Consider the following 20,227-nt stretch of genomic DNA (forward strand, 5'->3'; position numbering starts at 1 on the left):
CGCAGCCGAAGGCTGCCTTCGCCAATCCCAGATTGCGGTCATCGCGACGGGCGATGAAACCATCGCCCATGAACGAAAGCATCCTCACCGCCATGGCCGTCGCGGCCGTCTTCCTCCTGGCAGGCCTGGTCAAGGGCGTGGTGGGCCTGGGGCTGCCGACCGTCGCCATGGGCCTGCTGACGCTTGCCGTCGCACCGGCGCAGGCAGCAGCGCTGCTCCTCGCTCCGTCCCTGGTGACTAACGTCTGGCAAGCGCTTGTCGGGCCGGGGCTGCCGGGGCTCCTCGTCCGTCTCTGGCCGATGCTGGCCTGCGCCTTCATCGGGACATTGGCTGGCATAGGTTCCCTGACGGGCGCCCATGCCTCGGAGGCCGGAATGGCCCTGGGCGTTGTCCTCGCCGCCTACGCCGTCGTCGCGCTCTGGGCTCCTCGGCTGCAGGTGCCGCCATCCAGTGAGCGATGGCTGGGCCCCCTCGTGGGTCTGGTGACCGGCCTGATCACGGGTGCGACCGGCGTCTTCGTCGTACCGGCCGTGCCATACCTCCAAGCACTCGGATTGGGGAAGGATGCGCTGGTCCAGGCATTGGGGCTCTCCTTCACCGTCTCGACGATCGCACTGGGCTCGGCACTGGCGATGCAGGCGACGCTGGAGCCTGGCATCGCGGCGCTGTCGCTGGCGGCCGTGCTGCCAGCCCTCCTCGGCATGGCGTTGGGGCAAGGCGTGCGGCGCCGGGTGGATCCAGGTCGCTTCCGCTTGTGGTTCCTGGTCTCCCTGCTGCTGCTCGGCGCCTGGCTGGCACTCAAGCCCTTCGTGTGACGAGAACGAACACCGCCAGCGCCGCAACCGCCAGCGCCGCCAGCCCGAGCATCGCGGAGGTGTAGCCGCCGCCCTGTTGCCAGAGCGCGGCCACGGCAATGGGCCCCGCCGACCTGGCAAGGGCGCCGCATCCCGCCAGCGCCCCGGCGATCGCGCCATAATGCGCGGTGCCGAACATGCGCGACGGCAGCGCTCCCCGGACGATGGTCAGCGCCCCATTGGCCGCGCCGTAGAACAATACGGCCGCAGCCAGGACCCAATCCGCCGTCGCGCTGGCGAGGCACAGGAAGGCGGGCGTCACGATCGCCAGGGCCACGATGCCGGTGGCGCGCAGCGACCAGCGCCGCCCGGCCAGGAACTCCATGATGCGGCCCGCCACCTGCGCCACGCCGAACAGCGACGCAACCTGCGTGGCGGCGGCACCCAGGCCGCGCTCCTGCAGAAGGGGCACGAGATGGACGGCGATCGTCGCGGTGCAGACGCCGACGACCGCATAGACGAAAGCCAGACCCCAGAAGCGAGGCTGCCGGATCGCATCTGTCAGCCCCGGCTCTACGGCTGGCACAAGGGCTGGCTGCAGCACGACGAGCCTTGTGTCCGGCTGCGCTTTCCTCGGCAGCAGGAACAGGTGCGGCAGGGCGCAGAGCGCATTGGCAAGCGCCAGGATGGCGCAGGCGTCCCGCCAGCCCAGCTCCGTCACCATCGCGCCGGTCAGCGGCCAGGCCACGGTGCTCGCCAAGCCGCCCGCGAACACCACCACGGCGATGCCGCGCCGTGCGGCCTGTGCGCCGAAGGCAGCCGTCACCGCGGCGAAGGATGCCTCGTAGAGGGTCGTGGCCATGACCACGCCGAGGCAGATCCAGACCATGTAGAGCTGCCACAGGTTCGTGACCTGCCCCGCCGCCAGCAGGCCGAGCCCCGCGGCCAGCGAGCCCACCGCCATGACCCGGCGGGCGCCGATGCGGTCCAGCAGCGTGCCCACCAGCACAGCCGCCGCCGCCTCCGCGAGCAGCGCGGCGGAGAAGGCGCCGACCACGGTCTCGCGCTGCCATCCCATCTCCGCCGCTATCGCGGGCATCAGGACCGAGAAGGCGTAGAACAGCGAACCCCAATGGACGATCTGCGTCGCGGCGAGCGCCCCCGGCACGCGCCAGGGCAGCCCTGCGGTGGGTGCGCTCATAGCCCGCCCGTGACCCGCAGCACCGCCCCGGTGGTGTAGGAGGCGGCGTCGGAGACCAGCCACAGCACGGCCTCCGCCACTTCCTCGGGCGCACCGACCCGGCGCATCGGCACGCGAGGCGCGATGCGGGCCGGGCGCTCCGGGTCGCCCGCGGCGGCGTGGATGCCGGTCTGGACCGTGCCCGGTGCCACGGCGTTGACCCGGATGCCCTCGGCGGCAAGTTCCCGCGCCAGCCCGACGGTGAAGCTCTCCACCGCACCCTTGGTCGCCGCGTAATGGACGTATTCCCCCGGGCTGCCCGTGCTCGCCGCCACCGAGGAGATGTTGACGATCGAGCGGCCTGGCGCGGTAGGATAGCGGGCGAAGCGGCGGACGGCTTCCTGCGCACAGAGCAGCGTCCCGATCAGATTCACTTCCACCACCCGCCGCAGCGCCGCCACGTCGAGATCGACGAAGCGGCCGAGGGGTCCGGTGATGCCCGCGTTGTTCACCAGCGCATGCAACGGCCCAAGTGCCGCCTCGGCCTCGTCGAACATCCGGGCGACATCCGCTGCATTCGCGGTATCGGCCTGGATGGCACAGGCGGAGCCGCCATCGGCCCTGATGGCCTGCACGAGCGTTTCCGCGGCGGCGGCGTCCGCGCGGAAGTTGACGCAGACGGCATGGCCCGCCTGTGCCAGGCGGCGCGCGGTGGCAGCGCCGATGCCACGGCCGCCGCCCGTCACGACGACGGCCCGCAATGTGCCCGCCTTGCCCTTGTCCCCTGCCATTGCCTGCAAGACTCCTCTTTCCCTGGCTCAGCAATCCGCTTCTGAAGCCGGGATCCAGGGTGCTCGCGGATCCCGCGGGCTCAAAGGAAGTCTTTTCAATGCGGCGCATCAGCATAAGCTTTGGCTATGACCCAGCCGACCCTTCGCCAGATGCGGACCTTTCTCTCGGTCGTCGCAACCGGCAGCGTCTCCGCCGCAGCAAGAAGCCTCGGCCTGACCCAACCCGCCGCCAGTCAGCAGCTGCGTGAGCTGGAGCGCCACCTGGGCGTCCGGTTGCTGGAGCGTGCAGCAGGGCTGGCCCAGCCCACCGCCGCGGGAGAGGCGCTGCTGGCCCCCGCGCGACGGGCGCTCGCCGCGGCGGATGACGCGATCGCGGCGATGGCCGCGCACCGCACCGGCGATGCCGGGCGGGTCCGGCTGGGCACCGGTGCCACCGCCTGCATCTACCTGCTGCCGCCCATCCTCGCCTCGGTCAGGAAGCAGATGCCCGGGTTGAACCTCTCGGTCGCGACCGGCAATACCGGCGACATGGTGCGCCAGGTGGAGGATGGGGCGCTTGACCTCGCCGTGGTGACCCTGCCCGTGCCACGCAGCCGGTCGCTCTCCGTGACCCGCCTGCTGTCGGACCCCATGGTGGCCGTCATCCCCAGGGGCGAGGCCACCCGGTTCGGTGCCTCCGTCAGCGCGGCGGAGTTGAACGGCCTTCCGCTGATCCTCTACGAATCAGGTGCCAATGTGCGGAGCCTGGTGGAGGGCTGGTTCAGCGCGGCGGGGCTGGCGGTGCGTCCGGCCATGGAGCTTGGCAATGTGGAGGCGATCAAGGGGCTGGTCGCGAGCGGGCTGGGCTGCTCGATCCTGCCAGGCTCCGCCACCGCTTCCGGCATGAAGGGCGCCGTCGCGCTCAAGCTGCGGCCGGGGATGAAGCGGGACCTCGCGCTTGTGCTGCGGAAGGAGAAGATCATCGACCGCGGATTGCGCGCGGTGCTCGATGCGTTGTCACGGCTCGGCAAGCCCATCCCGCCTGAAAAAACATAGCTTCCGGGCTTGATGCGTGCGCCAGTGCGGAGGCTGTGAATGCGGCTCATGCAATGTGAGCACATCTCCTTGGCGGCGGGCATTCAGTCTCGCCGAGGATGCAGGTTCGGAAGGAAACCTCATGCGCCTGCTACAGCGACATCGTCCGCCTGCCCCCAATGGCGCGCCGCCACCTCAGGCGGAGCCTCGGATGCCCGAGCCTGCAACGCCGCCCGACTACTGGAACGGGCGCTATGCGAAGCGCGCGGACGGTATGCAGGCATCCGAGATCCGCGAGTTGCTGAAACTCCTCGCGCGCACCAATGTCACCTCCCTCGCGGGCGGCATTCCCGACCCTGCACTTTTCCCCGTTGACGAGTTCCGCACCGCGCAAGACGAACTGCTGTCGGATCCGGAATCGGCAGGTGCGGCACTGCAGTATTCCCCGACCGAAGGCTTCGAGCCGCTCCGGCGGTGGATCGCCGCCAGGATGGGAAGCCTAGGCGTGCCGTGCGATGTCGAGAACATCGCCATCACATCCGGATCGCAGCAGGCCCTCGATCTGCTCGGCAAGCTCTTCATCGGGCCTGGGGACAAGGTGCTGACGCAGGCGCCGACCTATCTAGGCGCGCTCCAGACGTTCAATGCCTACGAGGCGTCCTATGATGAGTTCGGTGACCCGCTCCCGCCTGCTGGCGCCGGGCAGGCGCGCGTGGCATTCGCCTACGTGGTCCCGGACTTCGCGAACCCGACCGGCGAGAGCCTCTCGCGCGAGGCACGCGAACAGTTGCTGGCGCTGACGCGGGATCTCGACGTTCCCCTGGTGGAGGACGCGGCCTACCAGGCGCTGAGGTTCGACGGGGCACCCATCCCGTCCTGCCTCGCGCTCGACATCGAGGCGGTCTCCGACATCGAACGAAGCCGGGTCATCTACTGCGGCAGCTTCTCGAAGATCCTGTCGCCCGGCTTCCGGATTGGCTGGATCTGCGGCGCGAAGGACTTGGTGCGCAAGGTCGTCCTGGCAAAGCAGGGCACCGACCTGCACACGCCCACGCTCAACCAGATGGTCATGCATCGCGTCGCCGAGCGCGCCTATGACAAGCAAATATCCCTGAGCATTGTCCATTACCGGCGACGACGGGACGCCATGCTGGCGGCCCTGGCGCGCCACATGCCTTCCGGCGTGACCTGGACAGAACCGCAGGGCGGCATGTTCATCTGGCTCACGCTTCCTTCCGGAATGGACGGCGGGTCGCTTCTGCGCGATGCCCTGGATGAAGGGATAGCCTTCGTGCCCGGCGGCGCCTTCTTCGCGAATGGAGGCGGCGCCAACACGATCCGCCTGAACTTCTCGCTGCCCTCACCGGCGCAGATCGAGGCGGCCGTCCCCGTGCTTGCACGGTTGGTTCGGCGCGGAAGCTGACGATCTTCGTGATGAGCGGTTAGACGGGCGCTGTCACCAAGACATATCAGACGTCACGCAAACCGCCTCCGGGGCGGAGAGATGGCCGTTCGTCATTGCCTCCTGGCGCAGGGCCGTGCTCCACAGGCGGACCCTCCGAACCCGATCCTACCTGAGCGAGCGCGAGGGCGCCGCGCATGCTGAACCGTGGAGCGCGGTCGCGGTCGCTGCACCAGCAAGCGCTGGTTGCCCCCGGTTGCGAAATGAACAGGTCAGCCATGCTGACATTTATGTGGCGGATGACGGTTCCCCCTGCTGCTGTGCGCCGGGAGGAGAGCCGGATGCTGCACAAATTGTATCCGTTGTCCGCGCTGCGTCTCTTCGAGGCGGCGGGTCGTCGCGGCGGATTCACGGCTGCCGCCGAGGAACTGGGGGTGACGCCCAGCGCGGTGAGCCACGCCATCCGTTCGCTCGAGGACCGTCTTGGAATCCCTCTGTTCCATCGCGCGCCGGGCGGGCTGAAGCTGACAGAGGCCGGTGTGGAACTGCTCGACGAGACAAGCCGCGCCATGCAGGGCCTGTCGCGGGTCGTGGAGCGGATCACGCGGTCGCGCTCATCCGCGGGACTGACGCTGAGCACTGGCCCCACCTTCGCGTCGCGCTGGTTGGTGCCACGGCTTGCGGCACTCCGGCGCCGCCATCCCCGGATATCCATCAGCATCTCGACCGAGCGGCACTGGGTCGACCTGGCCGACGGCGATTTCGACCTAGCGATCCGCGTGGCCCGAGAGCCATCCGGTGCGGGCGAATGGTTCCACCTCGCCCAGGAACGGCTGGTCCCCGTAGCGGCGAAGGCATTGGCTGGACTGCCGCTGGCGGACGCGCTGAGGCGGGTGCCTGCGATCCACGTCACCGGCCTGCGCGAAGATTGGCATAGCTGGGCGACCGCGCGACAGATCGCTCCGCCGGACCCGGCAAAGGGCGTGCGCTTCGACACCGCGCATCTCGCGCTCGAAGCCGTTGCCGAGGGAGCGGGCGTTGCGCTGGCTCGCCTGCCCGTGTGCGCCGCCGACATCTCGTCGGGCCGCCTCGTCATGCTCGACGAGCCCACCCTGAGCGGGTCCGCCTACTGGCTCGTGGCGCGGCCGGGTCTCCTCAGACAGCCCGACGGTCGGATCTTCGCCCAGTGGCTGAAGGAAGAACTATCAGAAGCCGCTGCGTGCTGACGCCGATGGATCGGCGCCGGGAATGATAGGCAATGCCAGCACCTCACGTGGCGTTCGGCAGGGCTCGGCCCAGATGGCGCCTGATGGACTTCAGGAAGGCATCCAACGCGCTCGAACGGTAGCCCTCCCGATGCCGGATGAACGCCGTCTGGACCAAGCCCTGGCCATCTTCCAACGGCTCAACCAAGAGGCGGCCAGGCTTGATGACCGGGCCTATCAGCGACCGCGGCAGCAGTGTGACTCCAAGTCCGGCTGAGACAGCCGAGAAGATGGCTTCCAGCGTGCCAAACTCGAGCACGCGAGGCGCAGGGACGCCCCTGTGCGCCAGGTACTCCTCAAGGCGCTGTCGGTAGGAGCATCCGAGGCGGAGCACGATCATCCGCGGGGGCTGAACTGAGTTCGCGAGAATCCGCAGAGCAGTCGCGCCAGGTGCGGAGAGAAGGACGAGTTCCTCCTGGCAGATTAGCTCCACCTCAATCTCCGCGTGCACCAGAGGCCCGCAAACGAATGCTCCTTCGACACGCCGTGCGATGACATCATCCAGGAGTTCACGGGTCGTGCCGGTTCGTAAGCAGAGATCCACGTCGGGGTAGGTGCCCGCGAATTCTGAGAGCGCAGGCGCGAGACGGAGCGCCAGCGTCGTCTCCAGCGACCCGAGCGTCAACGCTCCCTGCGGCGTCCCCGTATCAAGCACCGCCCGCTGGGCGTCGCTGAGAAGGGATGACAATCGCTGCGCATAGGGAAGCAGTCGCTGCCCCGCTGCCGTCAGAATCACACCCTTGGGCGTCCTCTCGAACAGTCGCAAGCCCAGTCGAGACTCGATTTTCCGCACGCGGGCCGTAACGTTCGACTGGACCGTATGGAGCTCGGCTGCCGCCATGCTCATCGAGCCCGCCCGCGCCACAGCCTCGAACACCTTGAGATCCTGCGCGTCCATTCAGCCCACCACCCGACGCATGCGCAGCCAGGGCAAGGAAAAGCAGAAGCCTAGCCCGGGCCACATCAGGTTGGCACTCTCGAGACCCGTTGGCCATTCCGGCCCGGCCCAGTTCGCGCAGATTGCGGCTGCCGCAGGCCATTTAGCCCAGCAGGCAAGACGCCTCGTCCCACAGCGCCCGAGCGAGGTTGGCCGCGGGCTCCGCTCGGGCGAGCGCTGCGGACTGCCCAGCCCATGCCTGCATCCTCTCGATGTCGCCCGACCTGGTGCCCAAATCCCGCATCGTCGCCGTCAGGCCGCGCTGGACAGGATAGGGTGCCGGGACCGGCGCCTCGGGGGCTGTCGCAGCGCGCACATAGGCGGTCGCGATGCTCCGTCCTGCCCTGCCGCTGAACGCGCGGCTCACGGCAGTGCCCTCGGGCGGCGTCTGCGCCAGCGCATCCGCCCAGGCCGGTGCTAGCTTGGCCTCGGGACAGCGCAGGAACCCGGTGCCGATCTGTGCTGCCGAGGCGCCAAGAACCAGCGCCGCCGCCACCCCGCGCCCATCCGCGATGCCACCGGTTGCGACAACGGGAATCCGCACGGCATCGACCACGGCGGGCACCAGGGAGAAGAGGCCCACCATGCCTGCCTCCGCACTTGCCGCGTCAAAGCAGCCCCGGTGGCCGCCTGCCTCCATCCCCTGCGCCACGACGGCATCCGCTCCTGCGGCCTCGGCCGCCCGGGCCTCCGCGACGGTGGAGACATTGGCGAACCACTGGATGCCGCATGCCTTCAGGCGCGCGACAAACTCTGCCGGGAACAGGCCCATTACGGAGGAGACAATCGGCGGCCTCGCCGCGATCAGGGCCTCGCACTGGGCCGTGAAATCAGGAGGTGTCGCATCCCCGGCGTCGGGCGCGACATCCGGCCCCCAGCCGGAGAGGAACGCGCGAAGCCGGGCCTCGTGGGCCGGATCGCGACACGGCGGCGGGTCCGGAATCCAGAGGTTCATCTGGAAGGCTCCGTTGGTCCCGCCCCGGACCTCGTCGGCCCAGGCCTGGATCGCGGATGGCTGCATCAGCAGCGCCCCGCAGGCACCCAATCCACCGGCATTAGCCACGGCTATGGACAGCGATGGCGGACAAGCTCCGGCCATCGGGGCCAGCAGGATAGGGCGCTCCAATCCGAACCGGGAGCAGAAGTCGCTGGCTCGCGAATTGACCCGGTTCATGGAGCCTGGACTCCTGCGCTTCCCGATCGAGTGATTGTCACGCTGAACATCATGGCGGCCCTCCTCGCGACGATGGTCTTGCCTGGTCAGATCCACCTCAAGCGAAGAAATGAGATGCCTGCCATCGCTCCGGCTGATGGGGTGTAACCGTACATTGCCAACGCGAGTGCTGCCTTGGGAAGCGGCATGGCGATATCCCACCCCGCGCGTCTTGAGGCGTGGGGCTGGACACCTGACACGGTGAATTTCTGTCAAGCCCAATGAGCCCTATTCTCTTGAGGAAATGAGGGGGCGCGCGGATCCTGTCCTGATCATGGTTCAGCCCCGACGACACGCTGTCTGAATGACCCTGGCCTTGTTCATGGCGCCTCATTGGCAGGACGAGGCGCTTCGGCGGTCGCGCGGCGCGCGCCTGAGGACAGAACCGCAGCTGAGCGATCCCGGCGCACAATTCCGGCAGCACCCGGGAGATGATCATATGTCGGCGCAAGCCTCCGCATCACACACGCCTGCCAGCAATCTTCTCAGTCTGACGGCGGGCGCTGCCATCATCGCCATCCTCGCAAGTTTCACGCTCGCTTCCCGGCTCGCCTACGCGTCGGCGCTGGCACCACAGGACCTGATGGCGATCCGGTTCGTCACCAGCGGTCTACTTCTGCTCCCGGTCGCACTCAGCCGTGGCGCGTCAGGTCTGCTCACCCTGGATTCAGCCAAGCTCGCTCTGACCGGAGGACTCGGTTTCGCTACGCTGGCTTTCGCCGGGCTGATGCTTGTTCCCGCGTCTCACGCTGGCGCGCTGCTGCACGGGGCGCTCCCACTCTTCACCTTCACCCTTGGGCTCGTACTCGGAAGGACCACAGCGGACCGCGGGCGGGTTGCAGGTGCCTTCCTCGTGGTCATCGCGCTCTCGATAATCGCCTGGGACAACATGCGTGGGACGGGCTGGCAGCAGCTATTGGGGTGCGCACTGCTGCTGACTGCGTCGGCGACGTGGTCCGCCTTTGGGATCCTGGCCGCCCGCCTGAAGCCGGACCCGATCAGCACGGCCGCCACGGTCAGCGTGCTGTCAGCAGCGGTCTACCTGCCACTCTACGTCGCTTTCCTCGAATCGAGCCTCGACGAGGCACCCTTGTCCCCAGTGCTGATTCAGGTGGCCGTACAGGGAGTCCTGGTCGGCACGATCTCAGTCTTTGCCTATAGTTGGGCAATCTCTAAGATTGGCGCCCTCGGCGCGGCCGTCGCGACCGCCATGGTGCCCTCTGTGACCGCGCTGACGGCAATGCCTCTGCTATCCGAGTTTCCGTCGCCCACCGTCGCGACGGGCCTCGCGATCCTCGTTGCGGGCAGTTTGCTCGTCCTGCCGGTGCGATTTCAGGAGCGGCGAAATGGCTAGGATCGGGTGTGCCAGATGGTCGGCGGCTCGTGCTACATCGAGTTTGGATGCTAGGCGCAGGTGTGAGCGGGCCGGACCATGTGCTGCGGAGGCCCGTCGCTTCCGCTGGGTCGATCCACAGCCGACGACAGTCAAGGCACAATGATACGGCCCGCGCGACCCGACGAGGCGGACACGGTTCGTGCACTCGTGGTCGCGGCTTACCAGCACTACGTCGAGCGGATCGGAAAGCCGCCCGGACCAATGCTCGACGACTACGGGCGCCGCATCCGCGACGGCCAGGTCTGGGTACTGGACCATGCAGGGCGTTTCTGCGGCGTCCTCGTGCTCGAGGGCCTCGGTGATGACGCGATACTGTTGGACAACGTGGCAGTGGCGCCGCCCGAGAAAGGCAAGGGTCACGGACGGACGCTCATCTCCTTCGCCGAGACTGAGGCGCGTCGTCGATGCTGTCGCGAGATCCGCCTGTACACCCACGTCCTGATGACTGAGAACATCGCGCTGTATCGCAAGCTCGGATTTGTCGAGACCGGCCGCGTGACGGAGAAGGGCTACAATCGCGTCTACATGGTCAAGGCGCTGCGTTGAACGCCGGATCCAGCCGAGGCCGCGCAAAAGTTCTGTGCTAGCGCTGGGTCAGTCGAACACGTCGCAGAGATCTTTGACGATCCGGTCCGCGACATCACGTTGGTCCGCGGCAGCATCGGGGTTTCCGATCCAGAGCGTAGCTATCCCGAGGCTTCTTGCAGGCACAACGTCTCGCAGAAGATCGTCGCCGACGAACAGGACATCGCCGGGCATCAAGTCGAGTGCGCGCAACGCGATCTCAAACGGGCGACGCGACGGCTTCACGGAACGATGGTCAGAGGAGAAAACGACCACCTCGAACGTGCGTTCGAGGCCAAGAGCGCCGAAGGCGTCGCGCCATGGTCCGCTGTGCGACCAAATGTTGGACACCACGCCCAGGCGATGCGTCTGCGCGAGACGTTGGAGCGCGGCGGCATGGCGCTCAGGAATCTTGTCCATCTCGTGCTTGGCGATCACCGCCTCAAGCGCGTGGCGCTCCGCATCCGGCAGCGATGGGAAGATCTCGGACAGTGCCTCGAGAACCGTAGGGAAGTCGTCCGCCAACGCGGGGTTCGCGTAGAGTGTCCCGTACGAGCTGAGAAATGCGCAGATGGCGGTATCCACCTCCTCCTCCGTCAGAACCTGCCCACCGATCGCTACGTAGGTGCTCCAATAATTTGTCCTTGGCAGAAAGCGATCGTGACCGAACATGAAGGTGCCGTTCATGTCGAGCAGTATTGCCTTGAACCTGGCGAGCCAGGATGCCCATCCGCAACTGTTTTCGGAGGCTTCGAGGCGTCGCATCGTGCGGCTACCTTCCACCATCGGGCGCCCCGGCGAGGCCGACAGCGACAAGTGAGCTCCACACCAGCACGCCGACGCAGATGCCGGTGCCTGCAACCATAGCTCGGAGAGGGCCCTCCACCGCCGCAGTTCGAAAGACGAGAGCGGTGCCCGACCCCGGTGTCAGCGTAAGTAGTCCGGCTACACCGAATGCGCACATCAGAACGATTAGCTCCATCATCACCCCTTCATGGAAGAAGTGGGCCTAAAGATTCCTAACTGGAAACAGATGTCGGCGAGGCGAGTCGCGCTCGTCTGATCGTCAAAGTTCGGGCTGGCTCGCTTGATAATGCTGGAGTCCTTCCGCCCGCTGACGCCGGAGGCGTCGCCGCGCTTCTTGGCCGCGACCTCGACGTCCGTCGTAGGCACGCCAGTCCATCAAGCGGGCTGTGCAACCGACCCCGCCTGCTCGCCGCGTTCTATGACGAAGCCCTCGTCTTCCCACCCTGTCATGCCACCGAGCATTAGCTTCACTGGACGGCCAAGCCTTGCAAGTCGCAAGGCGCCCCGGTCGGCTCCGTTGCAGTGCGGGCCCGCGCAGTAAACGACGAATACAGTGTCGTCCGGCCACTCTGCCATGTGCGTAGCAGTGATCTTGCCATGCGGAAGGCTCAGCGCACCTGGCACGTGCCCAGCTACGTACGAGGCGTGTCCCCGTACATCTAGAAGGACAAAGTCCATTTTGCCCGTGCGCATGGACTCGTGGACGTCCCAGCAGTCGGTCTCGAACTCGAACTTCTTTGCGAAGTGCTCAGTGGCGGTCTGCGCAGTTGCGGGCTTCACATCAGTAATTCGGCTCGGCATCCCGGTCTCCTCTGGCTTGCCGTGGTTTCCCAATCGTGGCCCGCATCCGGTGCCTTGCATGCGTCCGTCGCCTCGACAGAACTGCGGAGCCTGACCGATATTGCCCTATGTCAGACGATCTAAGTTTCACTCGTCGGTCTACCTGCTCCGGATCGCTGGCGCCCGGCGCGTACACTGTCGTCGCCACCAAGCAACAGGAAAGAGCGCAGCATGGACGGACGCGGGTGAGCAGGCATCATAGCCGTTGTGGCGGCACTCGCAGCCGTGGCGACGAGCCTGCTCCAGGCGGCTAAGCCGAGCTTCAGGCTGGCGGGAGCGACCACAACCGGAGGGGCGCCGATGCCAGCTAGGCATCTGCTGGACGGCTTCGGCTGTATGGGCGCGAGCGTCTCCTCATCGCTGCATTTGACTGACCCGTCATCCGGGGAGCCGAGCTTCGCCGTAACCGTCTCGACCGGGACTTGCCGCTGGGAGCGACTACTGACGCTGTGTCGTGTTCAACATTCGGGTGGTGACCTCAGAACTGCGGGAGGTGCTGGCGACGCTGCTGGCCGTGGGCTGCCCATGGCTACGTCCAGGTGCGCACCTCCTCGGACTCTCACGATACCGAGGAACGCGTTGGATGACCGCTACTCATTCCGCCTGAGCAGAACTCGGTCGGGATTGGCCGTCTCAGAATGCAACATAGGCACCCTGGAGCGACGCCAGCAGCACCAGGCCTCGAGGTGACTTTTCGCTGAGCTGGTGCGCGTGGGTGCCGGGACGACGATTCTTTCCGAGGGTTCGTCGCTGGGCGCCCTGGCTAATGCCAACGGGCAACATGACGCTGAGGACGAGAGATGGACGCAAGCATGGCTGCAGCAGCGAGCCCGCTGGGGCGCGACGACCAGGGCGGCGTCGCGGTACTCACGCTAAGCAGGCCGGAGAAGCTGAACGCCCTGAACGACGACCTGCTCGGCGCACTCATGATGGAGCTCGACGAGATTGAGTTGAACGAGCGGATCCGGGCAGTCGTAATCACTGGCGCCGGTCGGGCCTTCAGCGCCGGTGCCGACGTCGCCTGGTTCAAGCCGCACATGGCGGCGGGGCCAGGGGCGGCTGTGGCGCGGTTCTTACGCCCCGGCCAGAGGATGACAAGGCGGGTGGAGGCATTTCCCAAGCCGATCATCGCCGCAGTCAACGGGTTGGCCTTCGGTGGAGGCTGCGAACTGGTTGAGGCCACGCATATGGCGGTGGCCGCTGAATCGGCGGCATTCTCGAAGGCGGAAATCAACATCGGTATCATCCCGACTTTTGGAGGCACCCAGCGGCTGCCGCGGCACATTGGCCGAAAAGCGGCCATCGAACTCATCCTGACGGGCAGGCCGATCGCTGCCGCCGAGGCGCTGCGCCTGGGGCTCATCAACCGGATCGTGCCGGACGCCCGCGTCCTGGCCGAGGCCCTGGCACTCGCGGAGGAGGTGGCCGCCAAGCCGCCGCAGACGGTCGCGGCGGCGCTTTCCGCCATTCATCGCGGGATGGACGCCTCGATCGACGACGGCCTCGCCATCGAGGAGGCCGCCTATTTGGCAATTGTGCCGACTTGCGACGCGCAGGAGGGAGTCGCCGCCTTCATCGAGAAGCGCAAGCCGCTCTATGGAGGGAGCTGAAGGCGTCGTGCTCAACGCTCCTGAATTCCGCTTGCGGCCGCATTCTTAAGGCCTGGGGGGTTCCCGATGTCAGGTGACCCTCCCCGTGGACTCGTAATCCGGGCTTATGACAACGAGGACGAGGCGGCCGTCAGGGAGTTGCTTGTGACCGTGAACCGAGCTCTTGCGCCCGATGCGATGAGGGCGGCGTTCGAGGGCTACCTTGAACCTAGCCTTCGACGCCATCCTGGTGAACTCTGCGTGGCAGAACGTGCCCCACGGACCGTCGGCGCATTCCCGAAACTGGTCGGCTTGCTCCGACCGCACGGTGTCCTTGCCATGACGCTCAGGGACGGATCCTCGGAGCCGGAGGGCGGAATGCACGCGGCGCCCCTGGCCAGGGTTGAGGAACTCGCGCGCGACCACAGGTTGGTAGTGGTGCGGGCGAGGCCAGCCCCTGCCCCCTGAGACGCCCGGACGGCAGTTGGGTGAACGTGGCGCTCCTTCGTCTTTTGTCGAACTCCGCTGATGCTGTAGCTACCGAGCATGCTCATCCGCTCTGAGGTCACTGCCGACGCGCAGGCAATCCGCATTCTCGTGACCGCCGCGTTTCAGGATGCAGCGCATAGCAGCGGCACCGAAGCAGACATTGTTGACGCTCTGCGGGCGGGCGAAGCCCTAACGATCTCCCTCGTCGCGGTCGAGGGCGGCGTGGTCGTGGGGTATGTGGCCTTCTCCTCGGTCACTATCGCGGGGAAGGACTTCGGATGGTTTGGCCTCGGTCCTGTAGCCGTGGAGCGCAGCAAGCGACGGCGAGGCATCGGTCAGCGCCTTGTCGAGGAGGGCCTGAGTCAGCTTCGGAGCCGCGGGGCAAGCGGATGCGTCGTGCTGGGCGATCCGTCCTACTACGGCCGGTTCGGCTTCGAGCCGGACCCGGCCATCACGCTCGTCGGGGTTCCGGCGGAATACTTCCAGCGCCTTCGCCTCCAGGGCGAGCAGCCGGTGGGTGAGGTCGTTTACCATCCCGCCTTCGGGTCGGCCTGATATGAGGGTACTGCTCGGGCGTTTCTTGTGAGCGTGCCCGATCCCACTTCCCGGTCGCGGCCGGGAGCTTCCGAGACCTACCGCGCAGCCGGTTGCCCTTCCCGGCGCTCGTGCTGGCGTCTGGACAATCCCTTCAGATCGTCGGTGCAAGCGGCCTCGCCTGCCAGGTGGCGATCTCGTCCAGCACGGCGTCCGTGACCGTGCTGACCAGGTCCGGCGAGACCTCGATGCCGTAGAGCTCCTCGAGGTGCCCTGCGATCTCCCGCGTGCTCATGCCGCGGGCGTACATCGACACGATCTTCTCGTCGAAGCCGGGAAAGCGCCGCTGGTACTTGGCGATCAGCACCCGGTCGAAGCTGCCCTGCCGGTCACGGGGGATATCCAGCGCGATCCGGCCGGTGTCAGTGACCACGCTCTTGCGGCCGTAGCCGTTGCGGCTGTTCCGGGCGCCGCCTTCGCCCGCCAGATGGTGGTCCATCTCAGCGTTCAGCGCCCGCTCCGCCAATGCCTTCTTCAGCTGGTCCAGCAGGCCGCCCTGGTCAAAGGCCGTGCTGGCGCTCGCGCCAGACAACAGCTGGTCCAGCATCTCATCCGGGATCGTCGGAGCTTTCCGTCGGGTCATGGGGGTCTTCATCTCCTTCCCTCATGACCGGCAACACACGAAATCCCTGACAGTCCCGATTCGCACTTGCCCACCGGAGCCTCCACCGGCGGACTTACTGACGTGCGAGCCGATGACAGATGAGATTCGATCACCTGCGGTGAGCAGAAGTCGGTCGGCCAAGCAAGCAAGGAGGCGCAGCATGACTGTCCGAAATTGTGGAAGCTTGCGCCCATGCTCACTCTGCCAGCTCCCAGCGCTCTCGCGCTCGGCCGCGGGCCGTCGCCGCCACCTGCTTTTGACCGGCCGCCTGCCGCCGAGACCTATAGCGAGCTCCCGATCCTTCACGGTGGACGCGCCACCGTCCCGTAGTCCTCGTGGTCCAGTGCGCTGTCGGTCCTCGAACGCTGGTTTCGCGTGTGCGTCTAGGCAGGCCGCTCGCATCCGTCCCGGACGCGCTGCTGAGGGACGTCGGCGGCACGCGCGCCCTTCCTTCCAGGGCGCTCGCACGTGTCGGCATAATGTCGGCGGCGATCTGCGAAATTCAATATTAATATACCCACCGATCCAAATCCTTTTCCTCTCTGAAGGAATGAAATCAGTGCAGTGGACGGTTCCTGAGAGCTTCGACTTCAATGGACAGTCTGTTCGATTCGGCGTTATGGGTGACGGACCACCGCTCGTTCTGGTTCACGGAACTCCATTTTCCTCATACGTGTGGCACCGCATTGCGCCCCATCTGGCCGCGTGGCGCCGCGTCTTTTATTTTGACCTCATCGGATACGGTCTCTCCGCGATGAACGAGGGTCAGGACATATCTCTTGGCGTTCAAAACCGCCTTCTTGCAGAATTACTGCGCCATTGGGATCTGGAGCACCCAGACGTAGTGGCGCACGACTTCGGCGGCGCGACCGCGCTTCGCACCCACCTGCTGAACGGCTGCGACTTCCGTTCCCTCACATTGGTCGACCCTGTCGCACTCAGACCGTGGGGTAGCCCGTTCGTAAGGCATGTCCGACGGTATGAAGCCGCCTTCGCAGGGCTACCTCCCCAAATACATGAGGCCATACTGGCGGCTTATGTCGCAGGCGCAGCACATCGGAGGCTGACCGCCGAGGAGCTCCAGCCTTACTTGAAGCCCTGGATTGGGCCTGTCGGTCAATCGGCCTTCTACCGACAGATAGCTCAGATGGACGAGCACTACACCGCCGAAGTGGAGGACAGATACGCAGAAATTCGATGCCCATTGTTGGTCGTTTGGGGAGAAGAGGATGCATGGCTCCCTATCGAGCAAGGCCGGAATCTGGCGGCGCGGGTGCCGGGCTCGCGTTTCTTGCCTGTGGCGCGTGCCGCCCATCTGGTGCAGGAGGACGCTCCCGAGGCGCTTGTTGCGGCATTGCTTGATTTTCTGCCGAGGGTTGCTTGAGGTGCGGGTGTTCACATTTAGAGGGCTGGGCAGTTCGGTTGTTCAGAACGACTGTGATCTGAAGCGGCGGGTGAAGCTGTCGAGAACTTCCCTGAGCATCCGCACGCCTCGCCGGATGGCGCTATCATCGAGGCTGGCATACCCCATCAGCAGCCCCGCCGTGGCAGGCAGGAGGGTTGCCGGGCCGGGCGCGTAGAGCGGGGTGACAGGGTACACGCCGACGCCCGCCGCGAGAGCTCGCGCAATCAGCTCATCCTCCCACGTCCTAGGCAGGCCGTTGAGCCAGACGACGACGTGAAGCCCGGCGTCGGCGCCAACCACCGTCGCCGCGTTCCCTAGGCTGTCCGCCAACGCGGCCAGAAGCGCTGCACGTCGGTCCCCGTTCAGGCGCCGGACGCGGCGAACATGCCGCTCATAGGCACCGCTCCCGATCAGGTCGGCGAGGGCCTCCTGCTCCAGGCCCGGCGCGTGCCTGTCCGTAAGACGCTTTGCCTGGGTGAAAGCCGTGGACAGCGCGGGCGGAACCACGAGGTAGCCGAGGCGCAGGGTGGGCGAGAGCGTCTTGGAGACCGTGCCGAGATAGATGACCCGCCCCGCATCATCCATCGCCTGCAGAGGCGGGATCGGGGCGATGTCGTAGCGGTACTCGCTGTCGTAATCGTCCTCAATGACATGAGCGCCGGTGCGCCGTGCCCAGGCCAGAAGCTCCCGACGCCGCCCTGCCGACAGAACTCCGCCGAGCGGAAATTGGTGGGACGGGGTGGTGTAGGCGAGCCGCGCCGCGGGCAGCCCTTCCGTCTGAAGGCCTTCCCCGTCTACTTGGACGGGGACCACCTCCGCACCGGACGCCAGGAATACCTGCTGCGCGAGCGCGTAGCCGGGGTTCTCCATCACCACCCGGTCGCCCGGGTCAAGCAGCAGCCGGGCGCAGAGGTCGAGGCCCTGCTGCGAGCCGTTGACCACGATGATCTGGTCCTGGTCGCATCGCAGCCCGCGGGCCCGCCACAGGTAGCCCTGCAAAGCCACCCGCAGGCCAGCCAACCCGCGGGGATCACCGTAGCGGAGGCGCTCCTGCCGCCGCAGCACCGCGCCCCCGACCGCCTTCCGCCAAGCGAGCACCGGGAAGTCGGCGGCTGCCACGTCCCCGTACCGGAAATCCGCGATCATGCGTCCGCCGCCAGGCATGGGCGGGAGGGCGAATTCCATCAGCCGTTGGCCATAGGCCGACAGTCGCTCCGGCACATCAGGTGGCTCAGCCTGTCCCTGTGGCGCGGGGGCAAGGCCAAGCCCCTGCGCCACGCGCGTCCGCGCGCCCTGCCGCGCCTCCAGGTATCCCTCGGCGATCAACTGCTCATACGCGGCGGTCACAGTGGTCCGCGACACGCCCCATTCCGCCGCCAAGGCTCGGGTGGAGGGCAAGGGCGTGCCGGGGCCGAGCGCACCGGCAGCAATCTGGCCCTTGATCGCCTCGCAGATCCTACGGGTGATCCGGGCAGAGGCGGGTGCTTCCGGTGTCATGGCAGGCGACTGGCCCAGTGCGTTCAGGGGAAACTGGACGTTCCTTATGGACCAGTCCGCAAGCAGGATACACGCCAATTTAGGAGCCACCGCGATGTACGTCCCGTCCGCCTTCCGCGAGGATGACCTCGCCGCTCTACATGGCACGATGCGGGCGGCGCGTCTGGCCAACCTTGTCACCGCCACGGGCGAGAGCCTGATGGCCACGCCATTGCCGCTGTTCCTGGCGGCGGAGGAGGGCCCCCACGGCACGCTGTACGGCCACTTGGCCCGCGCGAACCCGCAATGGAGGCTGCCGCCGACCGGCGAGGCGATGGCGCTGTTCATGGGGCCGGACGCCTATGTCAGCCCTTCCTGGTACCCCTCCAAGCAGGAGCACCAGCGTGTGGTGCCGACCTGGAACTACATCGCGGTCCACGCATACGGGCCGGTCGAGTTCTTCGAGGACGCGGACCGCCTGCTGGACCTCGTGACCCGGCTGACCAACCTGCACGAGCGCCCGCGCGCACGGCCCTGGGCCGTGACCGACGCCCCGGCGGAGTTTGTCCGTGCGCAGCTCAAGGGGATCGTCGGCTTGCGCCTGCCAATCACGCGGATCGAGGGCAAGCGGAAAATGAGTCAGAACCGGTCCGCCGCCGACCGGCGGGGCGTTGCCGCTGGCCTGGCCGAGAGCGAACTGCCCTCAGAGCGCGCTGTGGCACAGCTGATCCCGGGCTGATCCCGCCGACCGGTGGAGACGGCGCCAAGGAGGCGCCGGAGGACGAGAAAGCCGCATACGAGTAGAGGTGCCCGCCCATGCCCGACATGACCCAACTTGCAGTCTTCCTTGCTGCGGCCATCGTGCTCGCGGTGACCCCTGGTCCGGGGATCTTCTACGTCGCCGCGCGCACGCTGGCTGGCGGCCGTGCCGAAGGTGTGGCCTCCAGCTTTGGGACGGGGCTGGGCGGCATGGCCCATGTCGTCGCGGGTGGCTTGGGCGTCTCGGCCATCGTGCTCGCCAGCGCGGAGCTTTTCACCGCGCTGAAGCTGGTCGGGGCTGCCTATCTCGTCTGGCTCGGCGTCCGCACCATTCAGTCCGCCCGCCGCGATGTGGCGACATCCCTGAACGGCGGATCAGTGCCGCCCATCGGCCAACGGCGGGCCTTCCGCGAGGGCGTGGTGGTGGAGGCGCTGAACCCGAAGACGGCGGCCTTCTTCCTCGCCTTCGTCCCACAGTTCGTGGATCCCGCCGCTGGCCATGTGGCCCTGCAGTTCGTCGTGCTCGGCTTCGTATCGGTCACGCTGAACACTCTTGCCGACATCGTGGTCGCCTTCGCAGCGAGCGGCATCCGCGACGGTGCCGCTGCACGCCCGACCCTGATCCGCCGCCTGCGAGAAGCGTCCGGCGCAGGAATGGTCGCGCTTGGCCTCGGCCTTGCTCTGGCGAGGCGCCCCGCTGCTTGAGTGCGGTAGAAGGCCGGAATTTTGTATCAGGAGAGCCAGGCCCGACCCACAAGCGACCCACGGGCCTTTACCCGGGAGGTCCGGTATTGGTGGATGAGCAGACGCAGTCGGTAGGTGGCCAAGATCGGCGGCTCTGCGCCCATTCTGGGCATTCAAGCTTGCAGGTCGAATTCTGCAAAGCGGACGTCAGACCTATTCGAGGCTGTTCAATATTTGGTGCAAGGTTTGCCAACGGCAACAACCGGGTTGGTGGGTATGGGCTTCATGCTGTTCATGCCCATAGGGGAATCCCGTTTGCTCCATGGCAAGCCCAAGTCGTCCAACAACATCGATCGCGTGCCCAACTGAGTGCAGGGCAAAGCCGTCATGTGGAAACGGTGACGTAATACACCATGATGGCTAT

General features: G+C 66.7%; 19 protein-coding genes and 1 pseudogene. 12 read left to right on the forward strand and 8 right to left on the reverse strand.

Annotated elements, in window-relative coordinates:
* Positions 1-68 precede the first annotated feature (68 nt).
* A complete protein-coding gene (locus JJQ90_RS20460) occupies positions 69-815 on the forward strand; it encodes a sulfite exporter TauE/SafE family protein (RefSeq protein ID WP_216878111.1) in 747 nt (248 codons plus the stop codon).
* Here the strand turns inward: JJQ90_RS20460 and JJQ90_RS20465 are convergent.
* A complete protein-coding gene (locus JJQ90_RS20465) occupies positions 799-1,995 on the reverse strand; it encodes an MFS transporter (RefSeq protein WP_216878112.1) in 1,197 nt (398 codons plus the stop codon). The genes JJQ90_RS20460 and JJQ90_RS20465 overlap by 17 nt on opposite strands.
* A complete protein-coding gene (locus JJQ90_RS20470) occupies positions 1,992-2,765 on the reverse strand; it encodes an SDR family oxidoreductase (protein WP_216878113.1) in 774 nt (257 codons plus the stop codon). Before JJQ90_RS20470 ends, JJQ90_RS20465 begins: the two co-directional genes overlap by 4 nt.
* 126 nt (positions 2,766-2,891) lie before the next feature.
* Between JJQ90_RS20470 and JJQ90_RS20475 the strand changes: the two genes are divergently transcribed.
* The 3 genes from JJQ90_RS20475 to JJQ90_RS20485 all read left to right on the forward strand — a co-directional run bounded on the left by JJQ90_RS20475 (position 2,892) and on the right by JJQ90_RS20485 (position 6,407).
* Positions 2,892-3,800, forward strand: a complete 909-nt coding sequence (locus JJQ90_RS20475; RefSeq protein WP_216878114.1) for a LysR family transcriptional regulator — start codon at positions 2,892-2,894, stop codon at positions 3,798-3,800.
* Positions 3,801-3,990: 190 nt separating this feature from the next.
* Positions 3,991-5,202 carry an aminotransferase-like domain-containing protein gene (locus JJQ90_RS20480; RefSeq protein ID WP_216878115.1) on the forward strand — a complete coding sequence of 404 codons (1,212 nt, stop codon included), beginning with the start codon at positions 3,991-3,993 and terminating at the stop codon, positions 5,200-5,202.
* Positions 5,203-5,522: 320 nt separating this feature from the next.
* Complete coding sequence (locus JJQ90_RS20485) at positions 5,523-6,407, forward strand: LysR substrate-binding domain-containing protein (RefSeq protein ID WP_216878116.1); 885 nt, start codon at positions 5,523-5,525, stop codon at positions 6,405-6,407.
* A 43-nt stretch (positions 6,408-6,450) separates the two neighbouring features.
* On the opposite strand, the gene JJQ90_RS20490 is transcribed toward JJQ90_RS20485, so the two are convergent.
* Together JJQ90_RS20490 and JJQ90_RS20495 are read right to left on the reverse strand one after the other, a co-directional pair.
* Positions 6,451-7,344, reverse strand: coding sequence for a LysR substrate-binding domain-containing protein (locus JJQ90_RS20490; protein WP_216878117.1), 894 nt, complete (start codon positions 7,342-7,344; stop codon positions 6,451-6,453).
* A 142-nt stretch (positions 7,345-7,486) separates the two neighbouring features.
* Positions 7,487-8,557, reverse strand: a complete 1,071-nt coding sequence (locus tag JJQ90_RS20495) for an NAD(P)H-dependent flavin oxidoreductase (protein ID WP_216878118.1) — start codon at positions 8,555-8,557, stop codon at positions 7,487-7,489.
* Between the two features lie 343 nt (positions 8,558-8,900).
* Between JJQ90_RS20495 and JJQ90_RS20500 the strand changes: the two genes are divergently transcribed.
* Complete coding sequence (locus JJQ90_RS20500; RefSeq protein WP_216878119.1) at positions 8,901-9,950, forward strand: DMT family transporter; 1,050 nt, start codon at positions 8,901-8,903, stop codon at positions 9,948-9,950.
* 243 nt (positions 9,951-10,193) lie between these two features.
* Positions 10,194-10,538, forward strand: a complete 345-nt coding sequence (locus JJQ90_RS20505) for a GNAT family N-acetyltransferase (protein WP_216878120.1) — start codon at positions 10,194-10,196, stop codon at positions 10,536-10,538.
* 48 nt (positions 10,539-10,586) lie between these two features.
* On the opposite strand, the gene JJQ90_RS20510 is transcribed toward JJQ90_RS20505, so the two are convergent.
* Together JJQ90_RS20510 and JJQ90_RS20515 are read right to left on the reverse strand one after the other, a co-directional pair.
* On the reverse strand, positions 10,587-11,372 hold the full coding sequence (locus JJQ90_RS20510) for an HAD family hydrolase (RefSeq protein WP_216878121.1): 786 nt from the start codon (positions 11,370-11,372) through the stop codon (positions 10,587-10,589).
* A gap of 366 nt (positions 11,373-11,738) precedes the next feature.
* Positions 11,739-12,224: a rhodanese-like domain-containing protein gene (locus JJQ90_RS20515; RefSeq protein WP_329959483.1), complete on the reverse strand. Its 486-nt coding sequence runs from the start codon at positions 12,222-12,224 to the stop codon at positions 11,739-11,741.
* Positions 12,225-13,003: 779 nt separating this feature from the next.
* On the opposite strand from JJQ90_RS20515, the gene JJQ90_RS20520 reads away from it, so the two are divergent.
* Positions 13,004-13,813 carry an enoyl-CoA hydratase-related protein gene (locus JJQ90_RS20520; protein WP_230410836.1) on the forward strand — a complete coding sequence of 270 codons (810 nt, stop codon included), beginning with the start codon at positions 13,004-13,006 and terminating at the stop codon, positions 13,811-13,813.
* Positions 13,814-14,338: 525 nt separating this feature from the next.
* The gene (locus JJQ90_RS20525) at positions 14,339-14,836 is read left to right on the forward strand and encodes a GNAT family N-acetyltransferase (RefSeq protein ID WP_216878123.1); all 498 of its coding nucleotides are present in this window, start codon (positions 14,339-14,341) and stop codon (positions 14,834-14,836) included.
* A gap of 148 nt (positions 14,837-14,984) precedes the next feature.
* Here JJQ90_RS20525 and JJQ90_RS20530 read toward each other — a convergent pair.
* Positions 14,985-15,458: pseudogene (locus tag JJQ90_RS20530) on the reverse strand (transposase); the annotation flags it as partial.
* A gap of 571 nt (positions 15,459-16,029) precedes the next feature.
* Here JJQ90_RS20530 and JJQ90_RS20535 point away from each other — a divergent pair.
* Positions 16,030-16,863: an alpha/beta fold hydrolase gene (locus tag JJQ90_RS20535; RefSeq protein ID WP_216878124.1), complete on the forward strand. Its 834-nt coding sequence runs from the start codon at positions 16,030-16,032 to the stop codon at positions 16,861-16,863.
* Between the two features lie 42 nt (positions 16,864-16,905).
* Here the strand turns inward: JJQ90_RS20535 and pdxR are convergent, their stop codons facing one another.
* Positions 16,906-18,381, reverse strand: coding sequence for a MocR-like pyridoxine biosynthesis transcription factor PdxR (gene pdxR / locus JJQ90_RS20540; protein WP_216878125.1), 1,476 nt, complete (start codon positions 18,379-18,381; stop codon positions 16,906-16,908).
* A gap of 94 nt (positions 18,382-18,475) precedes the next feature.
* Between pdxR and JJQ90_RS20545 the strand changes: the two genes are divergently transcribed.
* The 3 genes from JJQ90_RS20545 (at position 18,476) to JJQ90_RS20555 (ending at position 20,172) form a co-directional block, all read left to right on the forward strand.
* Positions 18,476-19,099, forward strand: a complete 624-nt coding sequence (locus JJQ90_RS20545; RefSeq protein ID WP_216878126.1) for an FMN-binding negative transcriptional regulator — start codon at positions 18,476-18,478, stop codon at positions 19,097-19,099.
* Between the two features lie 77 nt (positions 19,100-19,176).
* Complete coding sequence (locus JJQ90_RS20550) at positions 19,177-19,824, forward strand: LysE family translocator (RefSeq protein WP_230410837.1); 648 nt, start codon at positions 19,177-19,179, stop codon at positions 19,822-19,824.
* 114 nt (positions 19,825-19,938) lie between these two features.
* The gene (locus JJQ90_RS20555; RefSeq protein WP_216878127.1) at positions 19,939-20,172 is read left to right on the forward strand and encodes a hypothetical protein; all 234 of its coding nucleotides are present in this window, start codon (positions 19,939-19,941) and stop codon (positions 20,170-20,172) included.
* The last annotated feature ends 55 nt before the right edge of the window (positions 20,173-20,227 follow it).

The sequence above is a fragment of the Falsiroseomonas oleicola genome (assembly GCF_019029495.1).
Lineage (GTDB): Bacteria > Pseudomonadota > Alphaproteobacteria > Acetobacterales > Acetobacteraceae > Falsiroseomonas > Falsiroseomonas oleicola.

What these genes read in the sequence shown, in the direction of transcription:
- JJQ90_RS20470 (WP_216878113.1), bottom strand. Translation starts at nt 2,765, where the DNA reads ATGGCAGGGGACAAGGGCAAGGCGGGCACATTGCGGGCCGTCGTCGTG.
- JJQ90_RS20515 (WP_329959483.1), bottom strand. Translation starts at nt 12,224, where the DNA reads ATGCAAGGCACCGGATGCGGGCCACGATTGGGAAACCACGGCAAGCCA.
- JJQ90_RS20535 (WP_216878124.1), top strand. Translation starts at nt 16,030, where the DNA reads ATGAAATCAGTGCAGTGGACGGTTCCTGAGAGCTTCGACTTCAATGGA.
- JJQ90_RS20500 (WP_216878119.1), top strand. Translation starts at nt 8,901, where the DNA reads ATGACCCTGGCCTTGTTCATGGCGCCTCATTGGCAGGACGAGGCGCTT.
- JJQ90_RS20485 (WP_216878116.1), top strand. Translation starts at nt 5,523, where the DNA reads ATGCTGCACAAATTGTATCCGTTGTCCGCGCTGCGTCTCTTCGAGGCG.
- JJQ90_RS20480 (WP_216878115.1), top strand. Translation starts at nt 3,991, where the DNA reads ATGCCCGAGCCTGCAACGCCGCCCGACTACTGGAACGGGCGCTATGCG.
- JJQ90_RS20465 (WP_216878112.1), bottom strand. Translation starts at nt 1,995, where the DNA reads ATGAGCGCACCCACCGCAGGGCTGCCCTGGCGCGTGCCGGGGGCGCTC.
- JJQ90_RS20520 (WP_230410836.1), top strand. Translation starts at nt 13,004, where the DNA reads ATGGACGCAAGCATGGCTGCAGCAGCGAGCCCGCTGGGGCGCGACGAC.
- pdxR (WP_216878125.1), bottom strand. Translation starts at nt 18,381, where the DNA reads ATGACACCGGAAGCACCCGCCTCTGCCCGGATCACCCGTAGGATCTGC.
- JJQ90_RS20495 (WP_216878118.1), bottom strand. Translation starts at nt 8,557, where the DNA reads ATGAACCGGGTCAATTCGCGAGCCAGCGACTTCTGCTCCCGGTTCGGA.
- JJQ90_RS20550 (WP_230410837.1), top strand. Translation starts at nt 19,177, where the DNA reads ATGCCCGACATGACCCAACTTGCAGTCTTCCTTGCTGCGGCCATCGTG.
- JJQ90_RS20475 (WP_216878114.1), top strand. Translation starts at nt 2,892, where the DNA reads ATGACCCAGCCGACCCTTCGCCAGATGCGGACCTTTCTCTCGGTCGTC.
- JJQ90_RS20525 (WP_216878123.1), top strand. Translation starts at nt 14,339, where the DNA reads ATGCTCATCCGCTCTGAGGTCACTGCCGACGCGCAGGCAATCCGCATT.
- JJQ90_RS20460 (WP_216878111.1), top strand. Translation starts at nt 69, where the DNA reads ATGAACGAAAGCATCCTCACCGCCATGGCCGTCGCGGCCGTCTTCCTC.
- JJQ90_RS20545 (WP_216878126.1), top strand. Translation starts at nt 18,476, where the DNA reads ATGTACGTCCCGTCCGCCTTCCGCGAGGATGACCTCGCCGCTCTACAT.
- JJQ90_RS20490 (WP_216878117.1), bottom strand. Translation starts at nt 7,344, where the DNA reads ATGGACGCGCAGGATCTCAAGGTGTTCGAGGCTGTGGCGCGGGCGGGC.
- JJQ90_RS20505 (WP_216878120.1), top strand. Translation starts at nt 10,194, where the DNA reads ATGCTCGACGACTACGGGCGCCGCATCCGCGACGGCCAGGTCTGGGTA.